Raw genomic sequence first — 24,233 nt, 5'->3', positions numbered from 1 at the left:
GCATTATACCACAAAATCGGGGTGACGGGACTTGAACCCGTGACCTCTGGCCCCCCATGCCAGCGCGCTTCCACCTGCGCCACACCCCGTTGCTTAAACTAAATTTTACACTTTTTAACCAGCATGTTCAACCTTACGGTCAGCTTTTTGCTTGCCTTAAACTGTACTGTTCTTTTAGCCTTTATGACTTTCATCTCACCAGTTCTTGGGTTTCTCCCTTTTCTATCTTTGGTTTGTCTAACTTTGAAAGTTCCAAAACTGGAAATCTTAACCTCTTGTCCCTCTTGAAGAGCTTTGCTTATAAGATCAAACACATAATTGAGCATACTGTAGAGAGTTTTTTTTGAAACACTACCCTCTTTCCAGATTTGGTCTACTATGCTTTTTTTTGCCATTATAGTTTCATCTTCTTTTTAAGTATGTCTCCCAAGGTAAAACCACTCTCAGAAGATGTGGTGATGACCTCCTCCTTTTTCTCCTCTTTATCTTCTTTCATGGTCAGCGTTATTCTTCCATCCTCTGGAGATATTTCAAGTATCTTAACCTCTACCTCTGAGCCTTCTTTTATCTCAGTACCTTTTGGTATCTCAGAAAGGGGCAAAAGACCGTCTAAGCCTTCTGGAAACTCAAGAAAAACACCAAAAGGGTGAGCGGACTTTACCCTTAGGATTACTTTTTGTCCTACTTGGTACCTTTGCTTTATAAGGTCCCAAGGATTAGGCGTTAACTGTTTTAGTCCAAGCTTTATAAACCTGCCTTCTATGGCAAGGACTGCAAACTCCTTTTGCTCACCAACTTTGAGTACCTCCTCTATCCTGCCAGGCCTTACCCAAGACAGATCACTTCTGTGTATTACACCCTTTACTCCACCTCCTAAGTCTACTATAGCTTTTGCACCCTCTATTCGTTCCACAGTACCTATTACCTTACTACCTGTGGGGTGTTTCTTGAAAAACTCCTCCCAAGGTTTTGGCAAAGCTCTCTTTATGCTAAGGATCAACCTTTTCTTTGCAGGTTCAAATTCCAATACCTTTGCCTTTACTTCCGAACCTTTCTTGTAATTTACCTCACCGTCGTAAGATATCTCTTCCTTGGGTACAAAACCTTCTACACCTTCTTGTACTTCTACCACCAACCCTCTTTCTGATATTTCTACTACTTTACCAGATACGGTATCTCCCTTGTTTATCTTATCCTTTATCTTTTCCCAAGGGTTTTCCTTCATTTCTCTTAAGCTCACAAATATGAACTCGCCATCTTTGGGTATGCGCTTTACCTTCACCCTTAGTTTTTCGTCTATTTCCGCATAGTTGTAAGGATTTTTATCTCTACCCCACGAGAGCTCTTCCTTTGGAAGGAACGCTCTTAGAACTCCTTGAACCAATAAGGTTATGCCTTTTTCTGGGTCTATTTTTATCACTTTGCCTTCCACTACATCACCAACTTTTAGTTTTTCCAAAAGCCTTTCCTTTTTGCGCTTTTCTTGCTGTGCCAAGTAGGCTTTCTGAGATACCTTCAGTTTTATACCTTCCTTTGTGTTTTGAAATTCTATTATCTTTACCACTACTCTTGAACCTTCCTTAATCCTTCTACCAGCTTCGTTATAGGGCATAAAGGCACTAATGCCATTTATATCCACCGTATAACCTTCTTGGGTCTTTTCTTTAACTTTTCCTGTTAAGAACCTTCCCTTCTCGTAAGCGGAGCGCAAAAAGTATACATACTTCTCCTCTATGTACTTCTTGTAGGAAAGTATGGGCGAGCCTCCCCTCGCTATTTTTATCACCACTGCTTTTATCTGATCTCCTTCCTTTACATCAGGAAGTTCTTCCCTTGGAATTATTCCTTCCACTTTGTAGCCTATGTCCACATATACATTTCTATCGTCCACCTTTATAACCTTACAAGGTATTACTTCTCCCCTCCTTATCTCTTTTGCTTCTTCAAGACTTTTCTCAAGTAGTCTTTCAAATTCGCCCATAAGTTCCTCCAGAAGGTTATATTATAATACACCTATCAACCTTTTAAAGTCCCAAGGGGTTTTAGTCTTGCTACGAGCTTTGCTATTCCAAGAGCGTCTACAACTTTAACTACCTCTGTCACATCCTTGTACGCCTGAGGTATCTCTTCCATAATGGTACCTTTTCCCCTTGCAACCACCACAAGACCGCTAAGTACTTTCTCTATACCCTCTTTTCTTGCATATTCCTTGGCTTTTGTTCTAGACATCAGCCGACCAGCGCCGTGGCACGCACTTCCAAAACTTATTTCCATACTCTTGGGCGCACCCACAAGAAGAAAAGAATACCTGCCTATATCACCGGGTATAAGCACAGGTTGACCTACATCCCTGTAAGCCGGTGGTACATCTGGATTGTAAGGAGGGAAGGCTCTTGTTGCACCTTTTCTGTGTACTAAAAGCTCCTTCTCTTCACCGTCAATTTTATACCTCTCTACCTTTCCTATGTTATGGGCAAGGTCATACACTACTCTGTAGCCTAACTCTTCCCACGATATACCAAGAAACCTCCTTAAAGTGTCAGCGGTGATAAAACCCAGTATCTGCCTGTTGGCAAAGGCGTAGTTTGCTGCACAGTTCATGGCTTTAAAGTAGTTCTGTCCTTCTTCTGATCTAAAGGGCATGCACGCGAGTTGCATATCTGGTATGTGTATTTTATACTTATCTAAAGCGTCCTTTGCAACTTTTAGGTAATCTACGCACACCTGGTGTCCAAATCCCCTTGAACCAGAGTGTACCATAATCATCACTTGTCCTATGCTAATGCCGAGCTTTTGTGCGGTATTTTCGTCGTATATCTCATCAACCGCCTGTATTTCAACAAAGTGATTTCCTGAACCTACTGTTCCTAATTCTTCAGAGCCTCTCTCATATGCAAAGTTTGATACTTTATCCGGATCTGCATCAGGAAGTGTTCCTGAACTTTCTATGTGCATAAGGTCCTCCTCAAAACCAAAACCGTATTCCACTGCCCACCTTGCACCTTTTATAGCAACCTCTTTAAGTTGTTCTTTTGATAGTTTTAACCTTCCTCTTGAACCAACACCTGCTGGTACTTTGTTTAATATCTCTTGCATTAGCTCCTGCCTTATGGGAAGTATTCTTTCCTCTGAAAGATTTGTAGCTATTAGTCTAACACCACAGTTTATGTCGTATCCTATAGACCCAGGGCTTATGATGCCTGTTTGTGTGTTTACCGCCATAACCCCACCTACAGGAAAACCATAGCCTACATGTACATCTGGCATCACATATATAGCTTTTTCAACGCCTGGAAGGGTACCAGCGTTAGCTGCTTGTCTTATGGCATCCTCTTCAAGGTGTTCAAAAAGCCTGTCGCTTATATAGAAGTAAACGGGAACCCTTTGACCTATTATAGTGTTTTCTTTCAACACATAAACATAATCAGAAAGGCGAACAAGCGCTTCTTTTAGACCCATAACTTAAAAATTATAGCTTTTTTCCTGGGTGTGTTAAGATCCTTGACATGGGCAGGAAGATACTCGCTTTGCTGGTAGCTTTTTCCATCCTACATGCCCAGACAATAGTTGTACCTATTCCAGGTGAGCCAAAGCCACAACCTCAGCCACCTCAAGGGGGAGGCAGTTCTGGGCTAGGTGCTGTTCTTGTTGGATTAGTTGGAGCAAGCCTACTGCTTTTCATCACAAAAGCGGTTTTTTCAAAACCTTCAAAACCTCCGAGAATGGCTTTTGTGCCTTTTGAGTTTATAGCTCTTCACACCGCAAAGCTACCACCAGATTTACAGGTGATAGATAGGGAAGTCTTTGAGGGCTATACGCTCTCTCTCATAAGATGGGAAGAGGAAAGCCAAAAGTTGGAGGAAAAGCTAAAGGACAGAGTGCTGATTCTTGAACCTAACTACCTGTACGAGCTTTACGGAGATGTATCAGAAGCTTTTGGCTCATCAACAAAGCAGGAGGCATCCCTTAGTGTTGTTGCGGTATTAGACACGGGCGCAGATGAGAGTAAGCTCCAAGATGCTGTCTTTTTTGTGAAGAACCTAAGAAAAGATAACTACAAGGCAGAAAAACACGGAACTGCAGTTGCCTTTTTGGTACACAAGCAGAAAGGTGCAAAGGTGGCTCTTTATAGGGTATGTTCGGAAAATGTTTGCGACGGCTGGAGTATATCAAAGGCTCTCTTGGATGTATTCAGAAGGGGAATAAGGGTTGTTAACATGTCCTTTGGCACTGATAGGGAAGACAGAATAGTTGCCTTTATAATAAAGGGCATGTCTTTAAAAGGTTTTGTTTTTGTGGCGCCTGTGGGAAATGTTCCCTCAGAGGAGCTTCCTTTTCCTGCAAGGCTTGAAGAAGTGCTATCTGTAGCGGGAAAACCTTGCTTTCCTGAAAGGATCTGCAGAAAAGCAAAGGCGATGGAAGAGTATAAAGATATACATACACCCGTAGGCAAAGTTGTAGGAACTTCTTTTTCGTCTGCCATTTATGCAGGTAAATTGGTGAGTCCTTAGAGCTCTTTTTGGCGTGCCCTGGGGGACTTGAACCCCCGACCTTGGGCTTCGGAAACCCACGCTCTGTCCATCTGAGCTAAGGGCACTTACAAGAAGTTTTCTTTATAGTAGTCTACTATGACCCTCCTTATGCTCTCAAGAAGTTCTCTTGACTTTATATCTATTATGGCATAGCTTTTCCCGTCTTTTTGTATTTCGGGAAGTTGTATAAAGTATCCCCCGTACTTGCTCTCAAAAAGCTTTATGTTTCTGAGCACTATAAGTCCGTTTAATTCTACATCTGCATAACCCAAAAGTCTGGGTTTTTTCAAGGATGTTTCAAAGGGATAGAACTTTACTACTTGGACATTCATAAGTTCTTTATACTCTTTCTTTTTGTAGCTTGGCATATTTGTCAAGAGCCAGGCGCTTTTTCACACCACTGACTCTATCTATAAAGGTTATACCATTCAGGTGGTCCATTTCGTGCTGAAACACTATAGCTGGAAATCCTTCAAATTCGTATATCTTTTCCTCTCCTGTAAGGTCAAGAGCCTTTACCTTAACTTTACTGTACCTGCTTACTTCTACCACCAATCCCGGAAAAGATAAGCAACCTTCTCTGTATTTGATCTGCCCCTCCGTGGATAGTATCTCTGGGTTTATGAGTACCGCTTTTATTGGGGGACTTCCCTCCTTTTTTGATGTGTCTATGACCATAACACTCAGATCTACACCTATCTGGTTGGCAGCAAGACCAACACCTTCCGCGTGGTACATGGTCTCAAACATATCTTTTATAAGCTCGTGCAGTTCTCTGTCTATAATATCCACCTTCTTGGTAGGTGTTTTTAAGGCTGGGTGTGGAAACTTCAGTATCTCCCTTGTCATAGAATAAAATAAATATGCCTTTTGTGTCATCTTTCAAGCTTTAAATAGGGTAAAAAAGCTTAAAGGGTGTTAAAATTAATTTTATGTTAGTCTTTGCCTTGATAGTTTTACTCTTAGTGCCTGTGTTTTCTGCAGACCTATATTCTGAGTTTGTTAAAGAGCAGGTGAAAGAAATACCGCTGAATAAAGCTGTCATTGTAGGAAGTGGAAGTAAAAAGCTCATTACCTTTATAAATCCGGATTGTCCCCACTGTAGGCAAGAGTGGAGAGAACTAAGACCTTATCTTCACAAATTAAAAATTTATGTATTTTTGCTACCTTTTAAAAAATTTCCCGAGAGTTATCCTAAAGCTTTTTACATAGCGTGCAGTAAGAACAGGTTAAAAGCCCTTGATGAGGTGCTCTCGGGTAAGTTTGACGGCAAACCGCCCAAGGTAAAGGAGTGCAGTTTGGTTTACGAACACATAAAGATAGCCCAAAATCTTGGTGTTCAGTCAACTCCCTACAACATAGTCCTGAAAAACTATAAAGTGATAGAAGGATATAACCCAAATCTGCTGACGGAATTGGGTTTTTAATGAGGAAACTGCTGGCTATTCTTACGCTACCGGTACTTACCGTATTGCTCTCTGTTAGGTTAGCCTTTACAGAGTTTTTTGTTCGTTGGGAGTATTCCAAGAAAGACTTTCCAGAAGATAGGTGGGGGCTTAGTAATGAGGTAAGACTTCGGATCGCCAAGTTAGGACTCAGAGCAGTTCTTTCGGACGAAGGTATGAAAGACTTCAAAAGAAGTGGATTTTTTGGGGAAAGAGAGATCAAGCACATGGAAGATGTAAAAGAGCTTCTATCTTTTCTGTTCCCTACTCTTTATGTTCTTGGAGTTCTGTGGCTGTTTTTAACATTGTCCTTAGGCAGTAAAAGGAACATAGGGCAGGTACTTATAATATCTGGCGGAATAACTCAAGGGTTAGTGCTGATTATATTTTTAATATCCCTAATAAATTACGACTGGCTCTTTACCACTTTTCATAATTATGTGTTTGATCCCTATTCTTGGCGCTTCAAAGATGACGATATGTTGTTGCGCGTTTATCCCATGAAGTTTTGGTTTGATGCTACCCTTTTTGTAGGCTCTTTAAGTTTTATCTTGGGCTCTGTACTACAGGGAGTAGGTTTTCTACTCATAAAAATCGATAGAGCCAGAGGGTGGGCGTAGGTTTACAAGCTTTATAATAAAATCCGCTACTTTTTCCGGTGGTTTAAGAGTGTTTGGGTCTTCATAAGGATAAGCATCAGCTCGCATCTTTGTTCTCGTAGCACCTGGATTGAAGGCATACACTCTTATGTCTCTGTGCTTTAGCTCTTCAGCCAACAAAAGGGAAAAACCTTCTATACCGAACTTAGAAACCGCATAAGCTCCCCAGTAAGGTGCTGGCTTTTTACCTGCACCTGAGGAGAGGTTTATTATCACACCTCCGTCTTTCATAAAAGGTATAGCGTACTTGGTTATGTAAAACACACCGTTTAGGTTCACTCTTATAACCTCCTCCCACACATCTTCTGGGTAGTTTTCTATACTTTGCCTCAGTCCAAGAATGCCCGCATTGTTTATAAGAACATGAAACTCTTGCATCCTATCTTTACAAAAACTTATAAACTCCTTAGCGGAAAATCTGTTGCCTACATCACACCCTTTGAACATTAACCTGTCTGTGCGTCCCAACTCTTCCCATAGGGTCTTTAGACTCTCCTCACTTCTTGAACATGTGCATACCATATGTCCCTCTTTTACAAATTTCTCTACAAGAGCCTTCCCTATGCCTCTGCTTCCTCCCGTGATCACTACCCTCATCAGGTTATTATAATAAGACCACTATACGCTCAGCAGAGAAATGTGTGTCTAACTTCTCACTCGGCGTATTATTTTATATATTATGCTTGCAGAAGTAAAAAACAGGATTGAAGAGCTAAAAGAAAAGTTCCTTGATATACAGCAAACTATGGACATAAACTCCATGAAGGAGGAACTAAAAAAAATAGACATTAGTATGTCCATGCCAGACTTTTGGGAAGATCAAGAAAGGGCAAAGGAGCTAACCCAAAGAAGAAAGTGGCTTGAAGAGACCATAAAGGAGTTTGAAAGGATAAGAAGTTCCTTAGAAGGTGCTGAGGAACTTTTAAAAGAGACAAAAGAGGACGATTTAGAAGCTCTTTCCATGATAGCAGAAGAGATCCAGTCAGTAGAAAAAACCATTAGAGAGCTTGAGATAAAGACTTTCCTTTCTGAAGAGATGGACAAAAAGAATGCATACCTTACTGTACAAGCAGGAGCAGGGGGTACAGAGGCTTGCGATTGGGCAAGCATGCTTCTAAGAATGTACAGAAGATGGGCAGAAAAACACGGCTATGAGGTGGAGGTTATAGACATAAACCCTGACGATATTGCGGGTATAAAGAGCGCTACTATTCTAATAAAAGGACCTTACGCTTACGGATATCTCAAAGGGGAGAGCGGTGTTCACAGGCTCGTTAGGATATCTCCTTTTGATGCTAACGCAAGAAGGCACACTTCCTTTGCCTCTGTATCAGTAGTACCACAAATAGACGAAAGTATAAACATAGAGATAAGGGAAGAGGACATAGAGATGGAAACCTTCAGAGCAAGCGGTGCTGGGGGTCAGTATGTAAACAAAACGGATACAGCAGTACGGATAAGACACATACCTACTGGTATAGTGGTTTCCTGTCAGCAGGAGAGATCCCAGTTTCAAAACAGACTAAAGGCTCTTGAACTCTTAAAGGCTAAACTTTACCAGCTTGAGCTTCAAAAGCTTGAGGAAAAGAAAAAAGCTCTTGAAGGGGAAAAGACGGATATAGGTTGGGGTTATCAAATAAGGTCTTATGTGTTCCAACCTTACCAGATGGTAAAGGACTTGAGGACAGGCTTAGAAGTGGGAAATGTAGAGGCGGTTATGGACGGAGATATAGATGCCTTTATAGAAGAGTACCTAAGGTGGAGAGCAAAAGAAGGGGCAAAGACTTAAAATATAAGAGCTTTATCTGATAAGATCTATTCACATCAAAGCTTATGAGGGCTTTACCCTTTCTTTCATCACCACAGCTTATGGAGTACACAGCGTCAGGAAGATTCTTTTTGAGAGGTTCGTTTTTGGCAAGGCTCACATAAAGACAAACGGATAGCTCCTGCGGGCATTCACAACGCACAGGTTTTTTTAGATCCATAGCCTTTATCATCTTCATGGCTATACTCTTTCTGGAGCTTTCCCTCTCGTTGTAGTAGGGAAAAAAGACAGAGCCATAAAGAGCTCTGAGGATTATTGTAAGCAATATGGATACATAAAAGATCCTCTTGTAATTTCCCTTCTCCAGTGCACTGTATATATAGTAAGAAGACATCACCGCGAGCAGAGGATAAAGGGGTAAAACATACCTACCTGCGGAGTTAGAAAAAAGATAGGGAAGGTAATTTACAAAGAACATGATAAACATAACCCTTATCTGAGGAGGAAACTTAAGCTCCTTCTGTCTTAGAAGCAGGTATAGAGCTATTAGGAAGAGCAAGCTGTTGGGAAGTGTGTCCTTAAAGGTAAGTATGGGAAAGGTAATCAGGTGATGCACTCTTGAAAAATCCCTTTCCTTTACCCTGCTTAAGCTCTCATAAAGGAGGTTTTTTAGGTAAAGTAGTGGATCATGAGTATTTACGATCCAGAAAGTAGGTAAAACAAAGCTAGTAGCATGTGCAAGAAAGGCTTTCCTGCCAAAGAGTAAGCTTGTGTCTCTTTTGTATACACTTAGAGCTAACAAGGTTAGCCCGTAGAAAGCGTAAGCAGGGAAGCCTTTAATAAGAAAACTCAGACCTGTCAAAAAGCCTGTGGCAAAAGCCCAAAATATACTGTCTTTTTGAGACCACATGTAAGCGCATACCATAAGGGAAAAGACAAAAAAGGTAAAGGTTATATCTATCTCTGCAAGGTATCCGTAAAAGAAAAGCACATTTCCAGAGGTTAAAAACACCAATGCGGAAAGTAAGGACAGCTCTAAGTTTCTGAAAAGGTATTGGGTAAAAGCTACCAAAAGAAGAAGGCATAGCACTAGAAAGGTAATACTTACAGCCCTTCCGGTGAGCTCACTCCAACCTAAGAAATATGAGCATAACACTATTAGCCAGTTAAAAAGAGGTGGCTTGTTGTAATAAGGCTCTCCCAAAAGGTAAGGTTGTGCATAATTTGAGTTTTTAAACATTTCGTAGGCTACTGTTAATCTCAGAGCCTCCTCGTTTCTAAACTCGTAAGTGTTTAAGTTAGGAAGGAGAGATAAAATAGCTCCTGCAAGAAGAAGGATAATAAGTCTCATGCACTTCGCATTGCCTCAAGAACTATACCGTCAAGCTCTGCCATCTTTTCCAAATCGCCTGTGTGTGCAAAGGGTATAATGCCTGTGATGGTAGCACCCGGAAACAGACTGTTCTCAACCCTATCTATGTGCATCTCAAACACAGAAACGGGAAACTTTATTTCCTCTATACTTTCGAGGATCATCTGTACACTGCCATAGCACGCAAGGGCTTTTTCAGGTAAGAAAAACATAAAGCATGCTCTTTTTGTCTCCTTGAGGTTCTTTGCACTTTTTGAGTCAGAACTCAGAGCAAAGCGCAAAATTCTCTCGCTTTTAGGATAAACCCATGTTATGAAAGTCATATGAATGTTTCCTTCTTTATCTGTGGTTCCAAGCACACAGGGAAAAACACCCAGCTTGTTCATCAGATCCACAAGTTCAGTAGGTAGCATTTTTTAGCACCTCCCATAGTGAATTTTAATACAATACAGTGTTAAAATCTATGTTTATGGAAGACATAAGAAGCATGGTCTCTAAGTATGTAAAACCTCCTTTTGAATACGAGATTTATCTGGAAACTTCAAAAAAGGAGTCCATAGAGGTCTCGGATGAAAAGCTTGAAAGTCTATCTAAATCCACGGATGCTGGACTTGGCATCAGGGTGCTATGGGATAACAGGATAGGCTTTGCTTACACCACACATCTGAAAGAGGAAGCAATAAGGGACTGTGTAGAAAAAGCTATGGAGATATGCCAGCTTACTCCACAGGATGATGGTTTTTCCTTCTACTGCCAAAAGCCCAGAGAAGAGCCCCTTCCGTACGAACTTCTTGATCTTCCCATACAGGACAAGATAGACCTTGTTGTTTCTTTGGAGAAGAAGGCAAAGCTTTTAGATAGTAGAATAAAAGGTGTGAGAAAGGTAGGTATCAAAGAGAAAGAAGTAGAGGTCTACTGCTACAATTCCTGCGGTCTGGAGTATCACTACAAGACTACCTTTTACACATCCTCCATATCCGCTCTTGCGGAAGATAAAGGTGATGCGTCCATATCTTATGACTTTAGAGGAGCAAGAAGGTTCAAGGATCTGGATCTTGATGGAATGGTTCAGGAGGTGGTGTTTAAGGCTGTGTCTTTGCTAAATCCCAAGCCTTACGAAACTAAGGTGATGCCAGTAGTTCTGTTTCGCTCTGCATCTGCTATGCTACTTGAGGCTTTTAGCAGTATGTTCTCAGGTGAGTCCCTGCTGAAAAACAAGACCCTTCTTAAAGATAGGGTAGGAGAGAAGATTTCATCTGAGCGTCTGAGCATAATTGATGACGGTAGTATGAAGGATGGTTTTCTGAGCTTTCCCTTTGATGCGGAAGGTATACGCACTAGAAGAAAGGTGCTTGTAGATAGAGGCATATTCAAAGGTTTCTTTCACAGCCTTTACACTGCAAATAAGTTGAAGACAGAACCTACGGGTAATTCTATTAGAGAGAGTTTCAAAAGCTTACCTTCGTGCGGGATAACCAATTTTTACATAGAGAGTGGAGATGCAGACATAGACGAGCTTGTTAGCTCTTTTGATGAGGTATTTCTTATACTTGACCTTATGGGACTGCACACGGTGGACCCAGTCTCTGGAGACTTCTCTTTAGGTGCATCTGGTATAATTTATAAGAGAGGGAAAAAGGAGAAGAGCGTGAGGGGAGTCACTTTAAGTGGTAATGTGCTTCAGTTGTGGGAAGGGGTGGTAGGTGTAGGCAGTGATCTGATTTTTTATGCAAATGTGGGTTCTCCTTCTTTGCTAATAGAGAAACTTACGGTGAGTGGATAATGAAGAAAAAGCTTTCCGGGACTGGTTTATGTTTGTTAGGCATTTTTCTTATACTTTTGGGATGTATTACCTCCTTTGAGCTTTACATTAAAGCAAGACAGGAGAAGATGAACAAAAATGTGGCAAGCTTTATCCTTGATCTTTATAGTGGTAATACCCTTTCAAAGCCAGCACATCCCGAATACTCCGCCATCATACTAAAAACACAGAGTGGAAAGGTAATCACCACAGATAATGTGCTTAAACTCTTTGACGAAAACATGTACTCTTCTGAAATTTACAAGGACAAAAAGGGCAACGAAGTGTACCTTTACGCAAAAAATCCTACAATAGGTGAGTATATGTACTTTTTTATAGAAAATCCATACGCCTTTGGTATGCTCATATCTGGCTTTTTAGTTTTTGCGATGGGAATGTTCCTGCTATATACTGTTGAAGAAAAACAGGTGGTCAAAACCACAGATGATAAATTTGTCAATTACATTAAAGCCCTGAGGTTGACACTGTCCACAAGCAAGATCATACCTGAGGAAAGTGTAGAAAAAGCCAAAGGGATCCTTGATGATATACTTAAAAAGTATGGGGGTAAAGCATGAAAGTACTTGTGGTATCCTTTGACAAAAGCCTAGTGAAAGGTATAAAAGAAGCTCTCAAAGAGTACGAGGTGATAGATGTAAAGAATGGAGAGGAAGCGGTAAACACAGTCCAAAGTGCAGATGTGATCATCTACGATGCTATTTCTGGTTCCATTTCAGAGGAAGACATTAACAAAATGTATCAGAGTAAGTTCAAAGATGCCAAGTATATAGTGCTCGTTGATGACCTTTTTCCCGTTGACATGAACAACATAATAGTTAAAAAGAAAGTAAAACTACCCAGAGAAGAGGCAATAAGCAAGATAAAGGATGCACTTTCAGAAGAGCATGCGCAGGAGATAGAAACCACCTTTCACGTTCCAGAGTTAGAGATAGAAATGCCATCTTTTGAGCAGCATAAGCAGCAGGAAGAAACCGCTTCTTACACGTCAGAAGCTAAGAAAAAGAGGGTGCTGATAGTTTCCTTTGACAGTACTATCATAGACACTATAAAGACAGCGCTCGGTACGGACTGTGAAATAGCAATTGTCAAAAATGTAAAAGAAGCTGTAGAAAAAGCAAGAGAAGCGGACATTGTAGTTTTTGATACCATCTCAGGTATGATAGCCCAGAAGACTCTTATGGAGATGTCTCAGAAGGAAGAACTCGCACAGAAACACTATATACTCCTCATAGATGACCTTTTTACCATAGATGTGGACAGAATAAACCTTCCCAACAAGTACGCCTTCTCAAGAGAAGCAGAGATTGCAAAAGCCATAGAAAAAGTAAGGGAACTTTTAAAAGAGGAAGTTCCCGCGCAGGAAGTGTCCAATGAGGTCATAGGGCTTTTAGATGAGCTTTTCAAGGAGCAAAAGTCAGAAAAACCTATGCTGGAGAGCTTTTCTTTAGAGTTGCCTTCAGAATCAGAGAAAGAGACAGTTTTAGAGCCTTCTCTTGAAAAAACTTCCGAGATTCCCTCACAGTTGCCCTTCGAAGCCGAAAAGGAGATGGTTTTAGAGCCTCTTCCTGAAAAAACTCCGGTTCCTCAGATAAAGGTGGAATATATAGAGAAAATGCTCAAAGATCACTTAAAGGATGTGCTATCTGAAAAGCTTATAGAAAATGCGTTCATAAGTGCGGTGCGCGAAATGTCTATAAATTCACTGATTGAGAGAGTCATAAGGGAACAGGTGGAAAAACAGCTTTCTGCGATAAACTTGGCTGACATAATAAGACAAGAGACTTCCAAGGCACTTCGTGAAAGGTTAAGAGAGCTCATTACTTGATAAATAGTGTCTCGCTTTTGTACCATCCCCATACGGTAGGGAAGAAGTTGTCAAACCTGTTGGTGTAGACCGCTAACATGCTTTTGGGCACCGCTATGAATATCATGGGTTGCTCTTGGGTTATTATCAGGAAGGCTTTTTTGTATATATCTACTCTTTTTGCAAAGTCTAATTCTTGTGCGCCTTTGTCAAAAAGCTCATCTACCTGTTTTTCCCATTGGGTTTGAGGGTTTTTCTGTCTTGGGTTCCACATGTGAAGGGTTCCAGAGGAATGCCACACATTCCTACCAAAGTAAGGGTCTATAGAACCCGTAAGCCCTATAATCACCGCTTCCCATTCATAAGGTGGTGATGACAGTCTTGAGACTAAGCTGTTAAAATCTATAGGTCTGAATATGACCTTTACACCTATCTTTTCAAGATCCTCTTTTATAATGTTGCCTATGGTTTCTCTTTCCTTGTTTCCTGCATTGGTAAGCAAAACTATTTCAAGCTTATGACCTTGGGGATCCTCAAGAATACCGTCCTTATCCCTATCTTTGAACCCTATACTTTCCAACATTTCTCTTGCAAGTTTAAGATCGTAGTTATACTTAGGGTAATACCCTTCGTCATAATAAGGTCTGTTGGCAGGTGTTATGGGTGTGTAAAGAGGTTCCGCAAGTCCGTTGTAAACAAGATAACATATGCCTTCTCTGTCTATGGCATGAGATATAGCTTGCCTGAAAACTCTGTTTTGGAACCATCTTAGTTTATAGGGAGGTATCTTAGCTCTTGGGTTTTGGTTGAATACGAGGAAGGTGGTGGATGGTGTGGGACCAAGGTCATAAAGGGTTATGGATCTAAGCCGGGACATAAAAAGAAGGTCTTGGGGTCTAACACCTATGTAATCTGCATCTCCTGCTGAAAACCTAAGCAGGGCAGTGTCTGGATCCTGCACTATTATACCTATCATACTTTTTATGTAAGGAAGTTTTCTACCTTCGCGGTCTTTCTCGTAATAGTAGGGGTTTGCAGAGTACTCAACAAATTGCCCTTTGACATACCTCTTTATCACATAAGGTCCTGTACCCACTATTTCCTTTGGGTCTGTATCTACATTCCAAGCGGTGGGAAAGCTTCCTTCCTTTACGTACTTCTCTAATTTATGTTTGGGAAGGATGGGAGCGCTAAGGACTTGAAGAAAGGGAGCAAAGGGTTTGGGAATGTTAAACTCCACAGTGTACCTGTCTATCTTCCTAACAAAGCTCTGTGCGTCTTTATCAGTTTTTATGATACCCCTCAACATATCTGCAGTGGAGTTAGGTATGTCTTTGTTGAGATAAACATCTCTGTAAGTAAAGACTACATCATCAGCGGTTAGCTCAACACCATCGCTCCATCTTACACCTTCGCGCAAATGGAAAATATAGCGTCTGCCTGAGTCTTTCTCCTCCCAACCTTTTGCAAGGTCTGGTAGCACCCTCATGGTCTTTATGTCTGTCTTTGTAAGCCCTGTAAACAAATAGTCTATAACCGCTGTAGATGTGCTCTCTTGAGCCATTACTGGATTAAGCGTTTTAGGGTCTCCACTTAGTATAAAATGCAAAGTACCACCTTCCTTTCCTTGAATGGGCTCAAATTTTGAAGGGTCTAATCTTACAAAACTTACACTGCCCGATGAAGGAGAAGAAGACATGTAGAAAGGTAAAAAAGTTAACAATATAAGAGCTATTGCCAAGATCACATCACGCATACTTTAAAGAAACCTCTTTACCCTTTTGATAAGCCCAATTTATTGTGTTTAAAACCTGCTCTATGTTCTGAGGTTCTGGCAGGCTTAGCATACTGAGCACATCTTCTACTATGCGCACTATGTCTAAGAACTTTATGTGTCCCTCAAGAAACATCTCTACCGCAGCTTGGTCTGCACCTACCAGAGCGGGAATGTATGCACCTCCCATCTGAGCAGACCACTTGCACAGGTGGAGTGCCCTAAACTTCTCTCTGTCAACTTGTTCAAAGCTAATGGGTGAGAGGTCAAGCAGGCTCTTCCTTTCAAAAGGATAGTCTTTTCTATCTGGATAAAAGAGTGCATGCATAATTGGTATTTTCATATCTGTTTGGGACACATGAAACAAGAAACTACCGTCTTTTAGCTCCACTATACCGTGAACTACGCTTTGAGGATGTATAAGCACATCTATGCTATCAACAGAAAGGTCAAAAAGGTTTATAGCTTCTATTATCTCCATACCTTTATTCATAAGCGTTGCAGAATCAACGGTTATCTTAGCACCCATTTTCCACCTTGGATGGTTTAGGGCTTCATCAACTGTTGCCTTTTCCAAGTCTTGGAGTGATCTTTCCCTAAAGGGTCCACCAGAAGCAGTAAGGTATACCTTTCTTAAATCTTCTGCGCTTACAAAAGAAAGAAGCTGAAAGAGGGCGTTATGTTCGCTGTCCACGGGCACTACCAAATCCCTCTTTTCTCTAATAAGATCACCAAGACAAACTATAGATTCTTTATTAGAAGCCAAAAGCCGTTTATTTCTTCTGAGTATTTCGTAAGTGGGAATTATGCCGTCTATTCCCGATATGGCATTCATCAAAAAGTCTGATGCGGATATGACTTCTATGAGACCATCCTGACCCTTTATGTAAGTGGTCTCTTTGGGAAGGCTGTTTAACCAATCTTTGGAAGGCTCTTCGTAGGATACTACATAATGAGGTTTAAACTCTATTGCCTGCTTAAGGAGTTTTTCAGAGGCTTTTTTGGCAACTATGCCTACAAGATGAAACTCCTCTCTGTAGGCTCTTACAATATCAAGAGTCTGGCTTCCTACTGAACCTGTAGAACCAAGCACACCCAACTTTCTCATAAAACACCAGCTTTGAGTATATCGTGCATATGTATTATACCTTCTGGTTTACCTTCATCATCTATAACTATCAACACGGTTATTTTATGATCTTCCATTCTCTTTAGAGCTTCTGCTGCAAGTTCGTTAGCCTTTGCAGTTTTTGGAGTTTTTGTCATAACATCTCCTGCCTTGGCAGTGTTGAAGTCTCCACCGTTTTTTACAAACCTTCTGAGGTCTCCGTCTGTTATTATTCCTACTAGCTTTCCACTTTTGTCTATCACCGCAGTAGCACCAAAGCCTTTACTGGTCATTTCTATGATCACATCTGTCATGGGTGTCTCTTCATAAACTATAGGAACTTCATCTCCCGTATGGTAGAGCTCTCTGACTACTTTTAAGCGTCTGCCAAGACTTCCTGCAGGATGCCTGAGGGCAAAATCTTCCTTAGTAAAACCTCTTAGCTGAAGAAGAACCATGGCAAGGGCATCACCCACAAGCAAAGATGCGGTAGAGGAGCTCGTGGGCGCAAGCTCAAGAGGACAAGCTTCCTTCTTTACATTTAAAAATATATGTACATCCGCATACTTAGCAAGGGTGGAGTCTTTTCTGTTGGTTATAGCTATGATGGGCACCTTTAGAAGCTTCACGTAGGGTATTAGGGATATCACTTCGGGAGATTCTCCGCTGTTTGATATAGCCAAAAGGACATCCCTGTAATCTATAACACCAAGGTCACCGTGTAGGGCTTCAGAAGGGTGCAGAAAGTGCGCAGGAGTACCGGTACTTGAAAGGGTAGAGGCTATCTTTTGCGCTATGTGTCCAGATTTACCCACACCAGTGGTAATGACTTTTCCTTCGCAAGATAGAAGAATTTCTACTGCCTTAACAAAGCTCTCATCAAGGTTCTCTTTCAACCTTATGAGTTCCTGAATCTCTGTGTCAAAAACCTTTTTGGCTTCTGTGAGTATATCGAAACTCATGAAGTCTTTTTGTAGTTTTCTATACCCTTCTTTATCTCCTCTATGGCAAACTGTACGCCCTTGAAACCTTCTACCTTTACCCATTTGCCTGGTTCTAACTCTTTGTAATGTTCAAAAAAGTGCTTTATCTTGTCAAGTAATGCCTTGGGTAGGTCATCAACGGACTTAATATGATCGTATGTGGGGTCCACCTTTGAGTGAGGAACTGCCAAAAGCTTTGTATCTATACCCTCTTCGTCCCTCATCTCCAAGCCACCTATTGGTCTACACCTTATTACACTTCCGGGAATGACAGGATACCTTGAGATGACAAGCACATCTACAGGATCACCATCATCTGCAAGTGTCTGAGGTATAAAGCCATAATTGAAAGGATAGTGCATAGCGGTATAGAGAAATCTATCCACAAAAATGGTAGAGGTTTCTTTATCAAGCTCGTACTTAATGGGACTGTCTTGGGGTATTTCCACAACTACGTATATATCTTCTGGGGGGTTTTTACCGGGTGGTATGTTCTTCATGCCTTCACCTCCTGAAAAAAGATTATAATATAAGCTTTAATGCCAAAGCGCACAGACATTAAGAAAATCCTCATCATAGGCTCGGGTCCCATAGTGATAGGTCAGGCTGCAGAGTTTGATTACTCGGGAACTCAAGCTTGTAAAGCTCTCAAAGAGGAAGGCTACAGTATAGTGCTTGTCAACTCAAACCCAGCTACCATAATGACAGACCCAAGCGTAGCAGACAGGACCTACATAGAACCCCTCACGGTAGATGTCCTTGAGGAAATAATAAGAAGGGAAAGACCAGACGCTCTTCTTCCCACACTTGGTGGGCAGACCGCTTTAAACTTGGCGGTAGAACTCTACGAGAAGGGCATTTTGGAAAAATACTCTGTGGAGCTAATTGGTGCCAGCTACAGTGCCATAAAGAAGGGTGAGGACAGAGAGCTCTTCAGAAGGTCCATGCAAAAAATAGGGCTCAAAGTTCCAGAAAGTGCTGTAGTGTCTTCTGTAGAAGAAGGACTCACCGCTATAAAGGACATAGGTTTTCCTGCCATACTAAGACCTGCATTCACCCTTGGTGGCACAGGTGGGTCTATAGCCTATAACATAGAGGAATTCAAAGAGAAGCTCAAGCTGGCACTCGGCACATCACCCATACATCAGGTTCTCATAGACAAGTCCCTAATAGGTTGGAAGGAGTACGAGTTTGAAGTCATAAGAGACTCAAAAGATAATGTGATAATAGTCTGTTCTATAGAGAACTTTGATCCCATGGGCGTGCATACAGGAGACTCCATAACGGTAGCACCTGCTCAAACCCTCACAGACAAAGAGTATCAGATCCTGAGAGATGCTTGTATAGAGATCATGAGAGAGGTGGGTGTGGATACGGGAGGTTCTAACATCCAGTTTGCTGTAAACCCAGAAAATGGGGACTTCTACGTTATAGAGATGAACCCAAGGGTTTCAAGGTCTTCCGCCTTGGCTTCAAAAGCTACGGGTTTCCCTATTGCAAAGGTGGCAGCCAAGTTAGCGGTGGGATACACCCTTGACGAGCTAAAAAACGATATAACAAAGGACACACCTGCATCCTTTGAACCTTCCATAGACTATGTAGTGGTAAAGATCCCACGCTTTGACTTTGCTAAGTTTCCACAAACGGACAGAACTCTTACCACTATGATGAAGTCTGTAGGTGAGGTTATGGCAATAGGTAGGACTTTCAAAGAAGCCTTTATGAAAGCCATAAGAAGCCTTGAGATAGATGCCTATGGGCTTCTGCGCCCATCTTTTGACCATGTTCCTCAGGACACACTCATTAAGCACCTTAGGACACCTAATCCAGACAGAGTATGGTACATAGCCAGCGCTTTCAGAAGAGGCTATTCGGTAGAACAAGTCTATGAATACACCAAGATAGACAGATGGTTCTTACACAACATAAAAGAAATAGTAGACTTTGAAAACACACTAAGGGAATCCCCACTTGACCAAGAGACCCTGAGGAAAGCAAAAGAGTTAGGATACTCTGATGTGGAGATAGCTCTGCTTAAAAGTATGAGCGAAGAAGAAATAAGAAACATAAGAAACACAGCGCGCATAATACCTGCCTTTAAGGGTGTGGATACATGCGCCGGAGAGTTCTTTGCGTACACTCCCTACTACTACTCCACCTACGAAAGGCCCTATTACACTATAGAGGGAGAAGAGCTTCTTGACGAAGATTAAGCCATAAGCTCCTCAAATATACTCATATGCTGTCTTGCAGACTTCTCCCAAGAGAAGTATTTTGCGCGCCAGAGCCCCAACATGCGGAGCCTTCTTTTTAGTGAATTGTTTGTGAGCAATTGGTAAAGAGCACACGCTACACTATGAGTATCGTAAGGGTCTACATAATAGGCACTTTGATCACATACCTCTCTAAGTGGAGGTATGTCAGAAGCTATCACGGGACAACCACACGCCATAGCTTCAATCAGTGGCAAACCAAAACCCTCATAAAGAGAAGGAAATACAAAAGCTTCTGCGCCTGAGTAAAGGTAAGGCAAATCTTCAAGAGGCACATAGTCTAAAAAAAGAACTTTTTCCTCTAGTTTATACCCTCTTACCATCTTCCAGAGAGCTGGATAGAAGCGCATATCCTTCTTCCCAACTATTAAGAGTTTGAAGTTTTCACATCTTAGCTCATTTACAGCCTTTATAAGTCTTTCAAGGTTTTTGTGTGGCCTCATGTCTCCTACAAAGAGAAAGTACTTTCCAAACCTTTTTGTAAACACAGACCCATATCTTGGGAAAAAGACATCTCTGTCATAGCCTGGGTACACTACATATACTGGTTTATCGTTGAGTTTGTAGTAATCAAGCAGGTCTTTTTTTGTGTTTTCAGAAACGCACACAATAGCTTGGGAATTTTTTATTACCAGCGGTAAAAAGTGGGTAAAGTAGTATTTCAGTCTTTTAAAGTACTGGGGAAACTTGAGAGCAATAGTATCGTGTAGTGTTATTACTTGTTTGGTATGCACTAAAGGTAGTGCAACACCTTCATGAACTGTAGAAAAAAGTATGTGAGGCCTTTCTCTTAATGTCTGAATCCATAGATAGCTGTTCTCCCACAGTATGCGAAGAATGTGGCCAATGGTTCCCTTCCTTGGATTTAACCACTTAGGTGTTATTACCAATTGTTGGTTTGAGCATCCTATATCTGGGTTTCCAGTGAAAACTTTTATTTGATCATGAATACTTAATAAAGCACGAACTAAGTTTTTTGTGTACACACCCAAACCACTGGGATGTTCGTAAAAGTGAGTTGCGTTTATAAAAAGCTTCATAAATTAGTCTGCGTTGGATATGTCTTTGGCTTCTCCTTCTCCACCTTCTTTACCGTCAGAGCCGTAAGACATGATGAGGTAATCTACGCCCTTTTCTTTAGTTTTTGGATCCTCCGGACCAAAGTAGTGGTAGGGATTTCCCCAAGGGTCCAAAGGTAGCTTATTGCCCTTCACATACGGACCTTTCCAGAGGTTATCTGGGACACTCTCCGGTTTTTTTATTAGCGCTTCCAAGCCTTCCTGAGTTGTTGGGTATCTACCTACATCAGCTCTGAAGAGTTCAACCGCTGTTGAAAGCATAGCTATTTGCTGTTTAGCTATTTTTTCTTTTGATTCGGTAAGTTTACCCACAAGCCTTGGAGCCACCAACGCAGCAAGAAGTCCTATAATTATAACTACTATAAGTATTTCTATGAGTGTAAAACCTCTTCTCATGAATAAACATTATAAACCTTTACTCTGCTATAATGAAATTTGTTAATGATACAAGTAGATGTTGTCAAGGAAGCTTTAAAGAAAAATAAGGTCAGAACGGAAGTTTTCAAAGAAATAGAGTATCTCAGATTTGTAGACGACTTTAAAGATGTGCCAAGGGGCACAGCTATCTTTAAAGATTTTGTAGTCTGGGGCTATCCACACATAGGAAGGATATTCCAGCTATCTTCCGGACTTTTAGAGCAGTTCAACGCGCCCGTTTGGGTTGAGGAAAAGGTGGATGGATACAACACAAGAATCTTCTTCCATAATGGTGAAGTATATGCCTTAACAAGGGGAGGTTACATATGTGCCTTTACAACAGATAGGGTAAAAGACTTTATAAACCCTGCGTTTTTTGAAGAAAACCCGGATCTTGTGCTATGCGCAGAGGTAGCAGGTCCAGAAAACCCTTATGTGGAAGAGTCTCCACCTTATATTGAAGAAGACATTAGGTTTTTTGTGTTTGACATCATGAAAAAGGGGGAGCAGGGCTTTTTACCTTACAGGGAGAAACTCAAGCTTATAGAGAAGTACAACCTACCACATGTGGAGTTATTCGGAAGGTTTGAACTGTCCCGTGTAGATGACATAAAGCGTATTTTGATAAAGCTCAACGATGAAAAGAGGGAAGGGGTTGTGTTTAAAGAAGACTCACAGCGCGACAAAAGGGTAAAGTACATAACCAGTTATGCCAACATTAACGACATAAGGATCACATCACTAAACATGTTAGGCCTGCCTGCAGATTACTATACCAACAGACTTCTAAGACTTGCTCTTTTCATAGAAGAGGAGGGGCTAAAAGCAGATGAGAGTCTTTATACAGAGGTGGGCAAAGCCTTTTTAGAGGGCATATTTAAAGCGTGCCAAATGGTAAGATCGGAGGGTAAAGTCTATAGGACTTTCAGATGCAGGTTTAACAAAAAAGAAAACGCTCTTATCTTTCTTGAACAGATAAAGCACGCATCCGCACACATTCAGGTAAACGAAAGGTCTTTGGAAAAAGAAGGTAAATACTATGTCCTTGAGTTTGAAAAGGTTTTCCTCAACATGACAGGCCTTTTGGGTCATATCCTCAAAGGTGGTTCTGTAATAGACTAAACCACCTCCAAGAAAGCTATATGTATGGTTTTTACCTTATCACCAAAATCTACCTTAGCCCTTTCATCTTCCAAGGCTAACACCCTGCCTTTACCGAATATTCTGTGCATTACTGTATCTCCTACCTTTATGCCGTGCATAGGTTTAGGCACTTTATAAGCAGACAGGTCTAAAAACTCCTTGGGTATGTCTGACAAGAATCTGCTGGGTTTTTTAGCCTTTTCCTTGGTGTAGGTCATGTAGAGCATGTCTTTTGCTCTCGTGATGGCAACATAAAAGAGTCTTCTTTCTTCCTCAAGTTCCTGAATGTCTTTTGTGCTCTTTTCGTGGGGAAGTATACCCTCTTCAAGTCTTGGCAGAAAGACTACAGAAAATTCAAGTCCTTTGCTGGCGTGTATAGTCATAATGCTTACCGCAGATGAACCTTCCTCCTCTTGACTGATAAGACTTACCTCCTGAAGTACTTCAGAAAGAGTTGAGCCCTCCCTTTTTTTCTCCTCAAGAAATCTCAAAAACTCTTCCAGATTCTCTTTTCTCTCTTGGTAATCCTTTTGATACCTTGCGTGCATGTGCTCTTCGTAATCCACGCTTTTTAAGAGCTCCTTAAGAGCGGTAGGGTAGTTATCCGTACTTTTCATAAGTTTTGATAGCTCTGTTATCAGTTTGTAAAGTCTGTGTTTTTGCTCATCACTCAAGTCTTTTAGAGCTTTGACACCTGCCAATAACCAATCTCCTTGATAGTAGCGTCTTATCTTCTCAAAAGACTTGCTTCCTATCCCTGTCCTTGCAACTTCTAAGCACCTCTTGAAAGAAAGCTCGTCTGATGGATTTACTGCAATTCTAAGGAAAGCCAAAGCATCCTTTACTTCCGCCCTTTCAAAGAACCTGACAGTTCCTACAGTTTTGTAAGGCACTCCCGCGTTGAAAAGAGCCCTTTCAAAAGTATCGGTAAGATAGCCCGTTCTTACAAGTATGGCTATGTCAGAAGGGTTAAACCTACTAAGTAGCCTTTTTATCTCCTGAGCTACCCATGCGGACTCTTCAAGCTCATTGGAAAAACGCCTAACCACAGGTTTCTCTTTGCTATCTCTTACCGCTTTTAGCTCTGGAACTATATCCTTCCACTTGGCTCTTGAAGCAGACAAAACTGCATTGGCAACATATATTATGTACTTTCCCGAACGGTAGTTATACTCAAGCTTTATCACATCAGGATCAAAGTCTTCCTTAAACTTAAACAAGTTGTCAGGTCTTGCGTATCTCCACTCATATATACACTGATTAGGGTCTCCTACAACACAAATGTTTTCCTTGGCAAGAAGTTTTAGTATCTCATACTGCACCGTGTTAGTATCCTGAAACTCATCTACCATGATAAAGTCAAAAAAGTCTCTCCATCTGCGAGAGTGATCCTTTAGAAGTTCGTAAGCTCCCAATAACATCTGGGAAAAGTCCAACAGATTAGCGGATTTTAATGCCTCTCTGTATGCCTGATAAACTTCTTCAAGCAAACCATCTTTGGGAGGTTTGAGGTCTTCGCACCTTGAAAATATGTAGTTTTCAACCTTATAAAGATACTCCTTTTCTATACCCATCTGCTTTAGTATGCTTTTGAGGAGCTTCTTCCTGTCTTCTTCATCAAGTATTCCAAAAGAAGGAGAAATACCTATCCTGTACCCGTCCTGTTTCAAAAGCTTTAGAGCAAAAGAGTGAAAAGTTCCCGCCCACGGTATATCCTCATCCGTGATTTTAAGTATCCTCTCCTTTATCTCTCTTGCGGACTTGTTGGTAAAGGTGAGCACCAACACCCTGTCCTGCCTTATGCACCTTTGACCGACCAGATATTCCAACTTGTAAGCAAGAGTTTTTGTCTTTCCAGAACCAGCCCCAGCTACTATAAGAAGAGGCTTACCAAAGTGTTTTACCGCTTTCTCCTGAGACGGATTTAGCATAATAGCTATTATAAAACCAAAAAGAACTGAGACTGTTTAAAAAATAGCAAAAAAGCTCCCCACAATGGGGAGATAATATTAGAATGAGAAACAAAAAACACAAACAGATCGTAAAGTTCATAG

At 41.2% G+C, this 24,233-nt stretch carries 24 protein-coding genes and 2 tRNA genes; 9 read left to right on the top strand and 17 right to left on the bottom strand.

Features of this window, described 5'->3' with window-relative positions:
- Positions 1 to 16: 16 nt before the first annotated feature.
- The 4 genes from CP948_RS08100 to CP948_RS08085 form a co-directional block, all read right to left on the bottom strand.
- A tRNA-Pro gene (locus CP948_RS08100) sits at positions 17 to 89 on the bottom strand.
- 9 nt (positions 90 to 98) lie between these two features.
- Positions 99 to 395 carry an HU family DNA-binding protein gene (locus CP948_RS08095; RefSeq protein WP_096603247.1) on the bottom strand — a complete coding sequence of 99 codons (297 nt, stop codon included), beginning with the start codon at positions 393 to 395 and terminating at the stop codon, positions 99 to 101.
- Complete coding sequence (locus CP948_RS08090) at positions 395 to 1,981, bottom strand: S1 RNA-binding domain-containing protein (protein WP_096603245.1); 1,587 nt, start codon at positions 1,979 to 1,981, stop codon at positions 395 to 397. Before CP948_RS08090 ends, CP948_RS08095 begins: the two co-directional genes overlap by 1 nt.
- 35 nt (positions 1,982 to 2,016) lie before the next feature.
- On the bottom strand, positions 2,017 to 3,459 hold the full coding sequence (locus tag CP948_RS08085) for an RtcB family protein (RefSeq protein WP_096603242.1): 1,443 nt from the start codon (positions 3,457 to 3,459) through the stop codon (positions 2,017 to 2,019).
- A gap of 47 nt (positions 3,460 to 3,506) precedes the next feature.
- On the opposite strand from CP948_RS08085, the gene CP948_RS08080 reads away from it, so the two are divergent.
- Positions 3,507 to 4,511, top strand: coding sequence for a S8/S53 family peptidase (locus tag CP948_RS08080; protein WP_096603239.1), 1,005 nt, complete (start codon positions 3,507 to 3,509; stop codon positions 4,509 to 4,511).
- A 9-nt stretch (positions 4,512 to 4,520) separates the two neighbouring features.
- Here the strand turns inward: CP948_RS08080 and CP948_RS08075 are convergent.
- The 3 genes from CP948_RS08075 to def form a co-directional block, all read right to left on the bottom strand.
- Positions 4,521 to 4,597: transfer RNA gene (locus CP948_RS08075), tRNA-Arg, on the bottom strand.
- Positions 4,598 to 4,864, bottom strand: a complete 267-nt coding sequence (locus CP948_RS08070; protein WP_245810121.1) for a septation protein SpoVG family protein — start codon at positions 4,862 to 4,864, stop codon at positions 4,598 to 4,600.
- 7 nt (positions 4,865 to 4,871) lie between these two features.
- Positions 4,872 to 5,381: a peptide deformylase gene (gene def, locus CP948_RS08065; RefSeq protein WP_096603233.1), complete on the bottom strand. Its 510-nt coding sequence runs from the start codon at positions 5,379 to 5,381 to the stop codon at positions 4,872 to 4,874.
- 83 nt (positions 5,382 to 5,464) lie between these two features.
- Between def and CP948_RS08060 the strand changes: the two genes are divergently transcribed.
- Both CP948_RS08060 and CP948_RS08055 read left to right on the top strand, forming a co-directional pair.
- Positions 5,465 to 5,959, top strand: a complete 495-nt coding sequence (locus CP948_RS08060; RefSeq protein ID WP_096603230.1) for a DsbC family protein — start codon at positions 5,465 to 5,467, stop codon at positions 5,957 to 5,959.
- Complete coding sequence (locus CP948_RS08055) at positions 5,959 to 6,597, top strand: TIGR01906 family membrane protein (protein WP_096603228.1); 639 nt, start codon at positions 5,959 to 5,961, stop codon at positions 6,595 to 6,597. Before CP948_RS08060 ends, CP948_RS08055 begins: the two co-directional genes overlap by 1 nt.
- Here the strand turns inward: CP948_RS08055 and CP948_RS08050 are convergent.
- Positions 6,559 to 7,233: an SDR family NAD(P)-dependent oxidoreductase gene (locus CP948_RS08050; protein WP_096603226.1), complete on the bottom strand. Its 675-nt coding sequence runs from the start codon at positions 7,231 to 7,233 to the stop codon at positions 6,559 to 6,561. The genes CP948_RS08055 and CP948_RS08050 overlap by 39 nt on opposite strands.
- A gap of 82 nt (positions 7,234 to 7,315) precedes the next feature.
- Here CP948_RS08050 and prfB point away from each other — a divergent pair, with 82 nt between their 5' ends.
- Positions 7,316 to 8,425, top strand: a complete 1,110-nt coding sequence (gene prfB, locus CP948_RS08045; protein ID WP_096603223.1) for a peptide chain release factor 2 — start codon at positions 7,316 to 7,318, stop codon at positions 8,423 to 8,425.
- Here the strand turns inward: prfB and CP948_RS08040 are convergent.
- Entirely contained in the window at positions 8,376 to 9,755 is a 1,380-nt protein-coding gene (locus tag CP948_RS08040) for an ArnT family glycosyltransferase (RefSeq protein WP_096603220.1), read from the bottom strand. The two genes, prfB and CP948_RS08040, sit on opposite strands and share 50 nt — an antisense overlap.
- Positions 9,752 to 10,189, bottom strand: a complete 438-nt coding sequence (locus CP948_RS08035; RefSeq protein WP_096603217.1) for a pyridoxamine 5'-phosphate oxidase family protein — start codon at positions 10,187 to 10,189, stop codon at positions 9,752 to 9,754. The genes CP948_RS08040 and CP948_RS08035 overlap by 4 nt, the downstream gene beginning before the upstream one ends.
- A gap of 56 nt (positions 10,190 to 10,245) precedes the next feature.
- On the opposite strand from CP948_RS08035, the gene CP948_RS08030 reads away from it, so the two are divergent.
- From CP948_RS08030 to CP948_RS08020, 3 genes are read left to right on the top strand one after another with little or no spacing between them, the layout of a single operon-like run.
- Complete coding sequence (locus tag CP948_RS08030; RefSeq protein WP_096603302.1) at positions 10,246 to 11,559, top strand: TldD/PmbA family protein; 1,314 nt, start codon at positions 10,246 to 10,248, stop codon at positions 11,557 to 11,559.
- Complete coding sequence (locus tag CP948_RS08025) at positions 11,559 to 12,155, top strand: hypothetical protein (RefSeq protein ID WP_096603214.1); 597 nt, start codon at positions 11,559 to 11,561, stop codon at positions 12,153 to 12,155. Before CP948_RS08030 ends, CP948_RS08025 begins: the two co-directional genes overlap by 1 nt.
- The gene (locus CP948_RS08020) at positions 12,152 to 13,423 is read left to right on the top strand and encodes a hypothetical protein (RefSeq protein WP_096603211.1); all 1,272 of its coding nucleotides are present in this window, start codon (positions 12,152 to 12,154) and stop codon (positions 13,421 to 13,423) included. Before CP948_RS08025 ends, CP948_RS08020 begins: the two co-directional genes overlap by 4 nt.
- Here the strand turns inward: CP948_RS08020 and CP948_RS08015 are convergent.
- From CP948_RS08015 to ppa, 4 genes are read right to left on the bottom strand one after another with little or no spacing between them, the layout of a single operon-like run.
- Positions 13,416 to 15,158: an ABC transporter substrate-binding protein gene (locus tag CP948_RS08015; protein WP_096603208.1), complete on the bottom strand. Its 1,743-nt coding sequence runs from the start codon at positions 15,156 to 15,158 to the stop codon at positions 13,416 to 13,418. The genes CP948_RS08020 and CP948_RS08015 overlap by 8 nt on opposite strands.
- Positions 15,151 to 16,284, bottom strand: a complete 1,134-nt coding sequence (gene dxr / locus CP948_RS08010) for a 1-deoxy-D-xylulose-5-phosphate reductoisomerase (RefSeq protein WP_096603205.1) — start codon at positions 16,282 to 16,284, stop codon at positions 15,151 to 15,153. Before dxr ends, CP948_RS08015 begins: the two co-directional genes overlap by 8 nt.
- Positions 16,281 to 17,246 carry a KpsF/GutQ family sugar-phosphate isomerase gene (locus CP948_RS08005; RefSeq protein ID WP_096603202.1) on the bottom strand — a complete coding sequence of 322 codons (966 nt, stop codon included), beginning with the start codon at positions 17,244 to 17,246 and terminating at the stop codon, positions 16,281 to 16,283. The genes dxr and CP948_RS08005 overlap by 4 nt, the downstream gene beginning before the upstream one ends.
- Positions 17,243 to 17,767 carry an inorganic diphosphatase gene (ppa, locus tag CP948_RS08000; protein WP_096603199.1) on the bottom strand — a complete coding sequence of 175 codons (525 nt, stop codon included), beginning with the start codon at positions 17,765 to 17,767 and terminating at the stop codon, positions 17,243 to 17,245. The genes CP948_RS08005 and ppa overlap by 4 nt, the downstream gene beginning before the upstream one ends.
- Positions 17,768 to 17,806: 39 nt before the next feature.
- On the opposite strand from ppa, the gene carB reads away from it, so the two are divergent.
- Positions 17,807 to 19,480, top strand: coding sequence for a carbamoyl-phosphate synthase large subunit (carB, locus tag CP948_RS07995; RefSeq protein ID WP_096603196.1), 1,674 nt, complete (start codon positions 17,807 to 17,809; stop codon positions 19,478 to 19,480).
- On the opposite strand, the gene CP948_RS07990 is transcribed toward carB, so the two are convergent.
- Positions 19,477 to 20,580 (bottom strand): glycosyltransferase family 4 protein, encoded by a 1,104-nt coding sequence (locus CP948_RS07990; protein WP_096603193.1) that lies wholly within the window; start codon positions 20,578 to 20,580, stop codon positions 19,477 to 19,479. The two genes, carB and CP948_RS07990, sit on opposite strands and share 4 nt — an antisense overlap.
- 3 nt (positions 20,581 to 20,583) lie before the next feature.
- Positions 20,584 to 21,015, bottom strand: a complete 432-nt coding sequence (gene gspG / locus CP948_RS07985) for a type II secretion system major pseudopilin GspG (protein ID WP_096603190.1) — start codon at positions 21,013 to 21,015, stop codon at positions 20,584 to 20,586.
- 45 nt (positions 21,016 to 21,060) lie between these two features.
- Here gspG and CP948_RS07980 point away from each other — a divergent pair, with 45 nt between their 5' ends.
- Positions 21,061 to 22,158, top strand: coding sequence for an RNA ligase (locus CP948_RS07980; protein WP_096603187.1), 1,098 nt, complete (start codon positions 21,061 to 21,063; stop codon positions 22,156 to 22,158).
- On the opposite strand, the gene CP948_RS07975 is transcribed toward CP948_RS07980, so the two are convergent.
- Positions 22,155 to 24,110 (bottom strand): ATP-dependent helicase, encoded by a 1,956-nt coding sequence (locus CP948_RS07975; protein ID WP_096603184.1) that lies wholly within the window; start codon positions 24,108 to 24,110, stop codon positions 22,155 to 22,157. The two genes, CP948_RS07980 and CP948_RS07975, sit on opposite strands and share 4 nt — an antisense overlap.
- Between the last annotated feature and the right edge of the window lie 123 nt (positions 24,111 to 24,233).

It is taken from the genome of Hydrogenobacter hydrogenophilus (assembly GCF_900215655.1).
In the GTDB taxonomy this organism is placed as follows: Bacteria; Aquificota; Aquificia; order Aquificales; family Aquificaceae; genus Hydrogenobacter; species Hydrogenobacter hydrogenophilus.
This window is presented reverse-complemented; position numbering and strand designations above follow the sequence as displayed.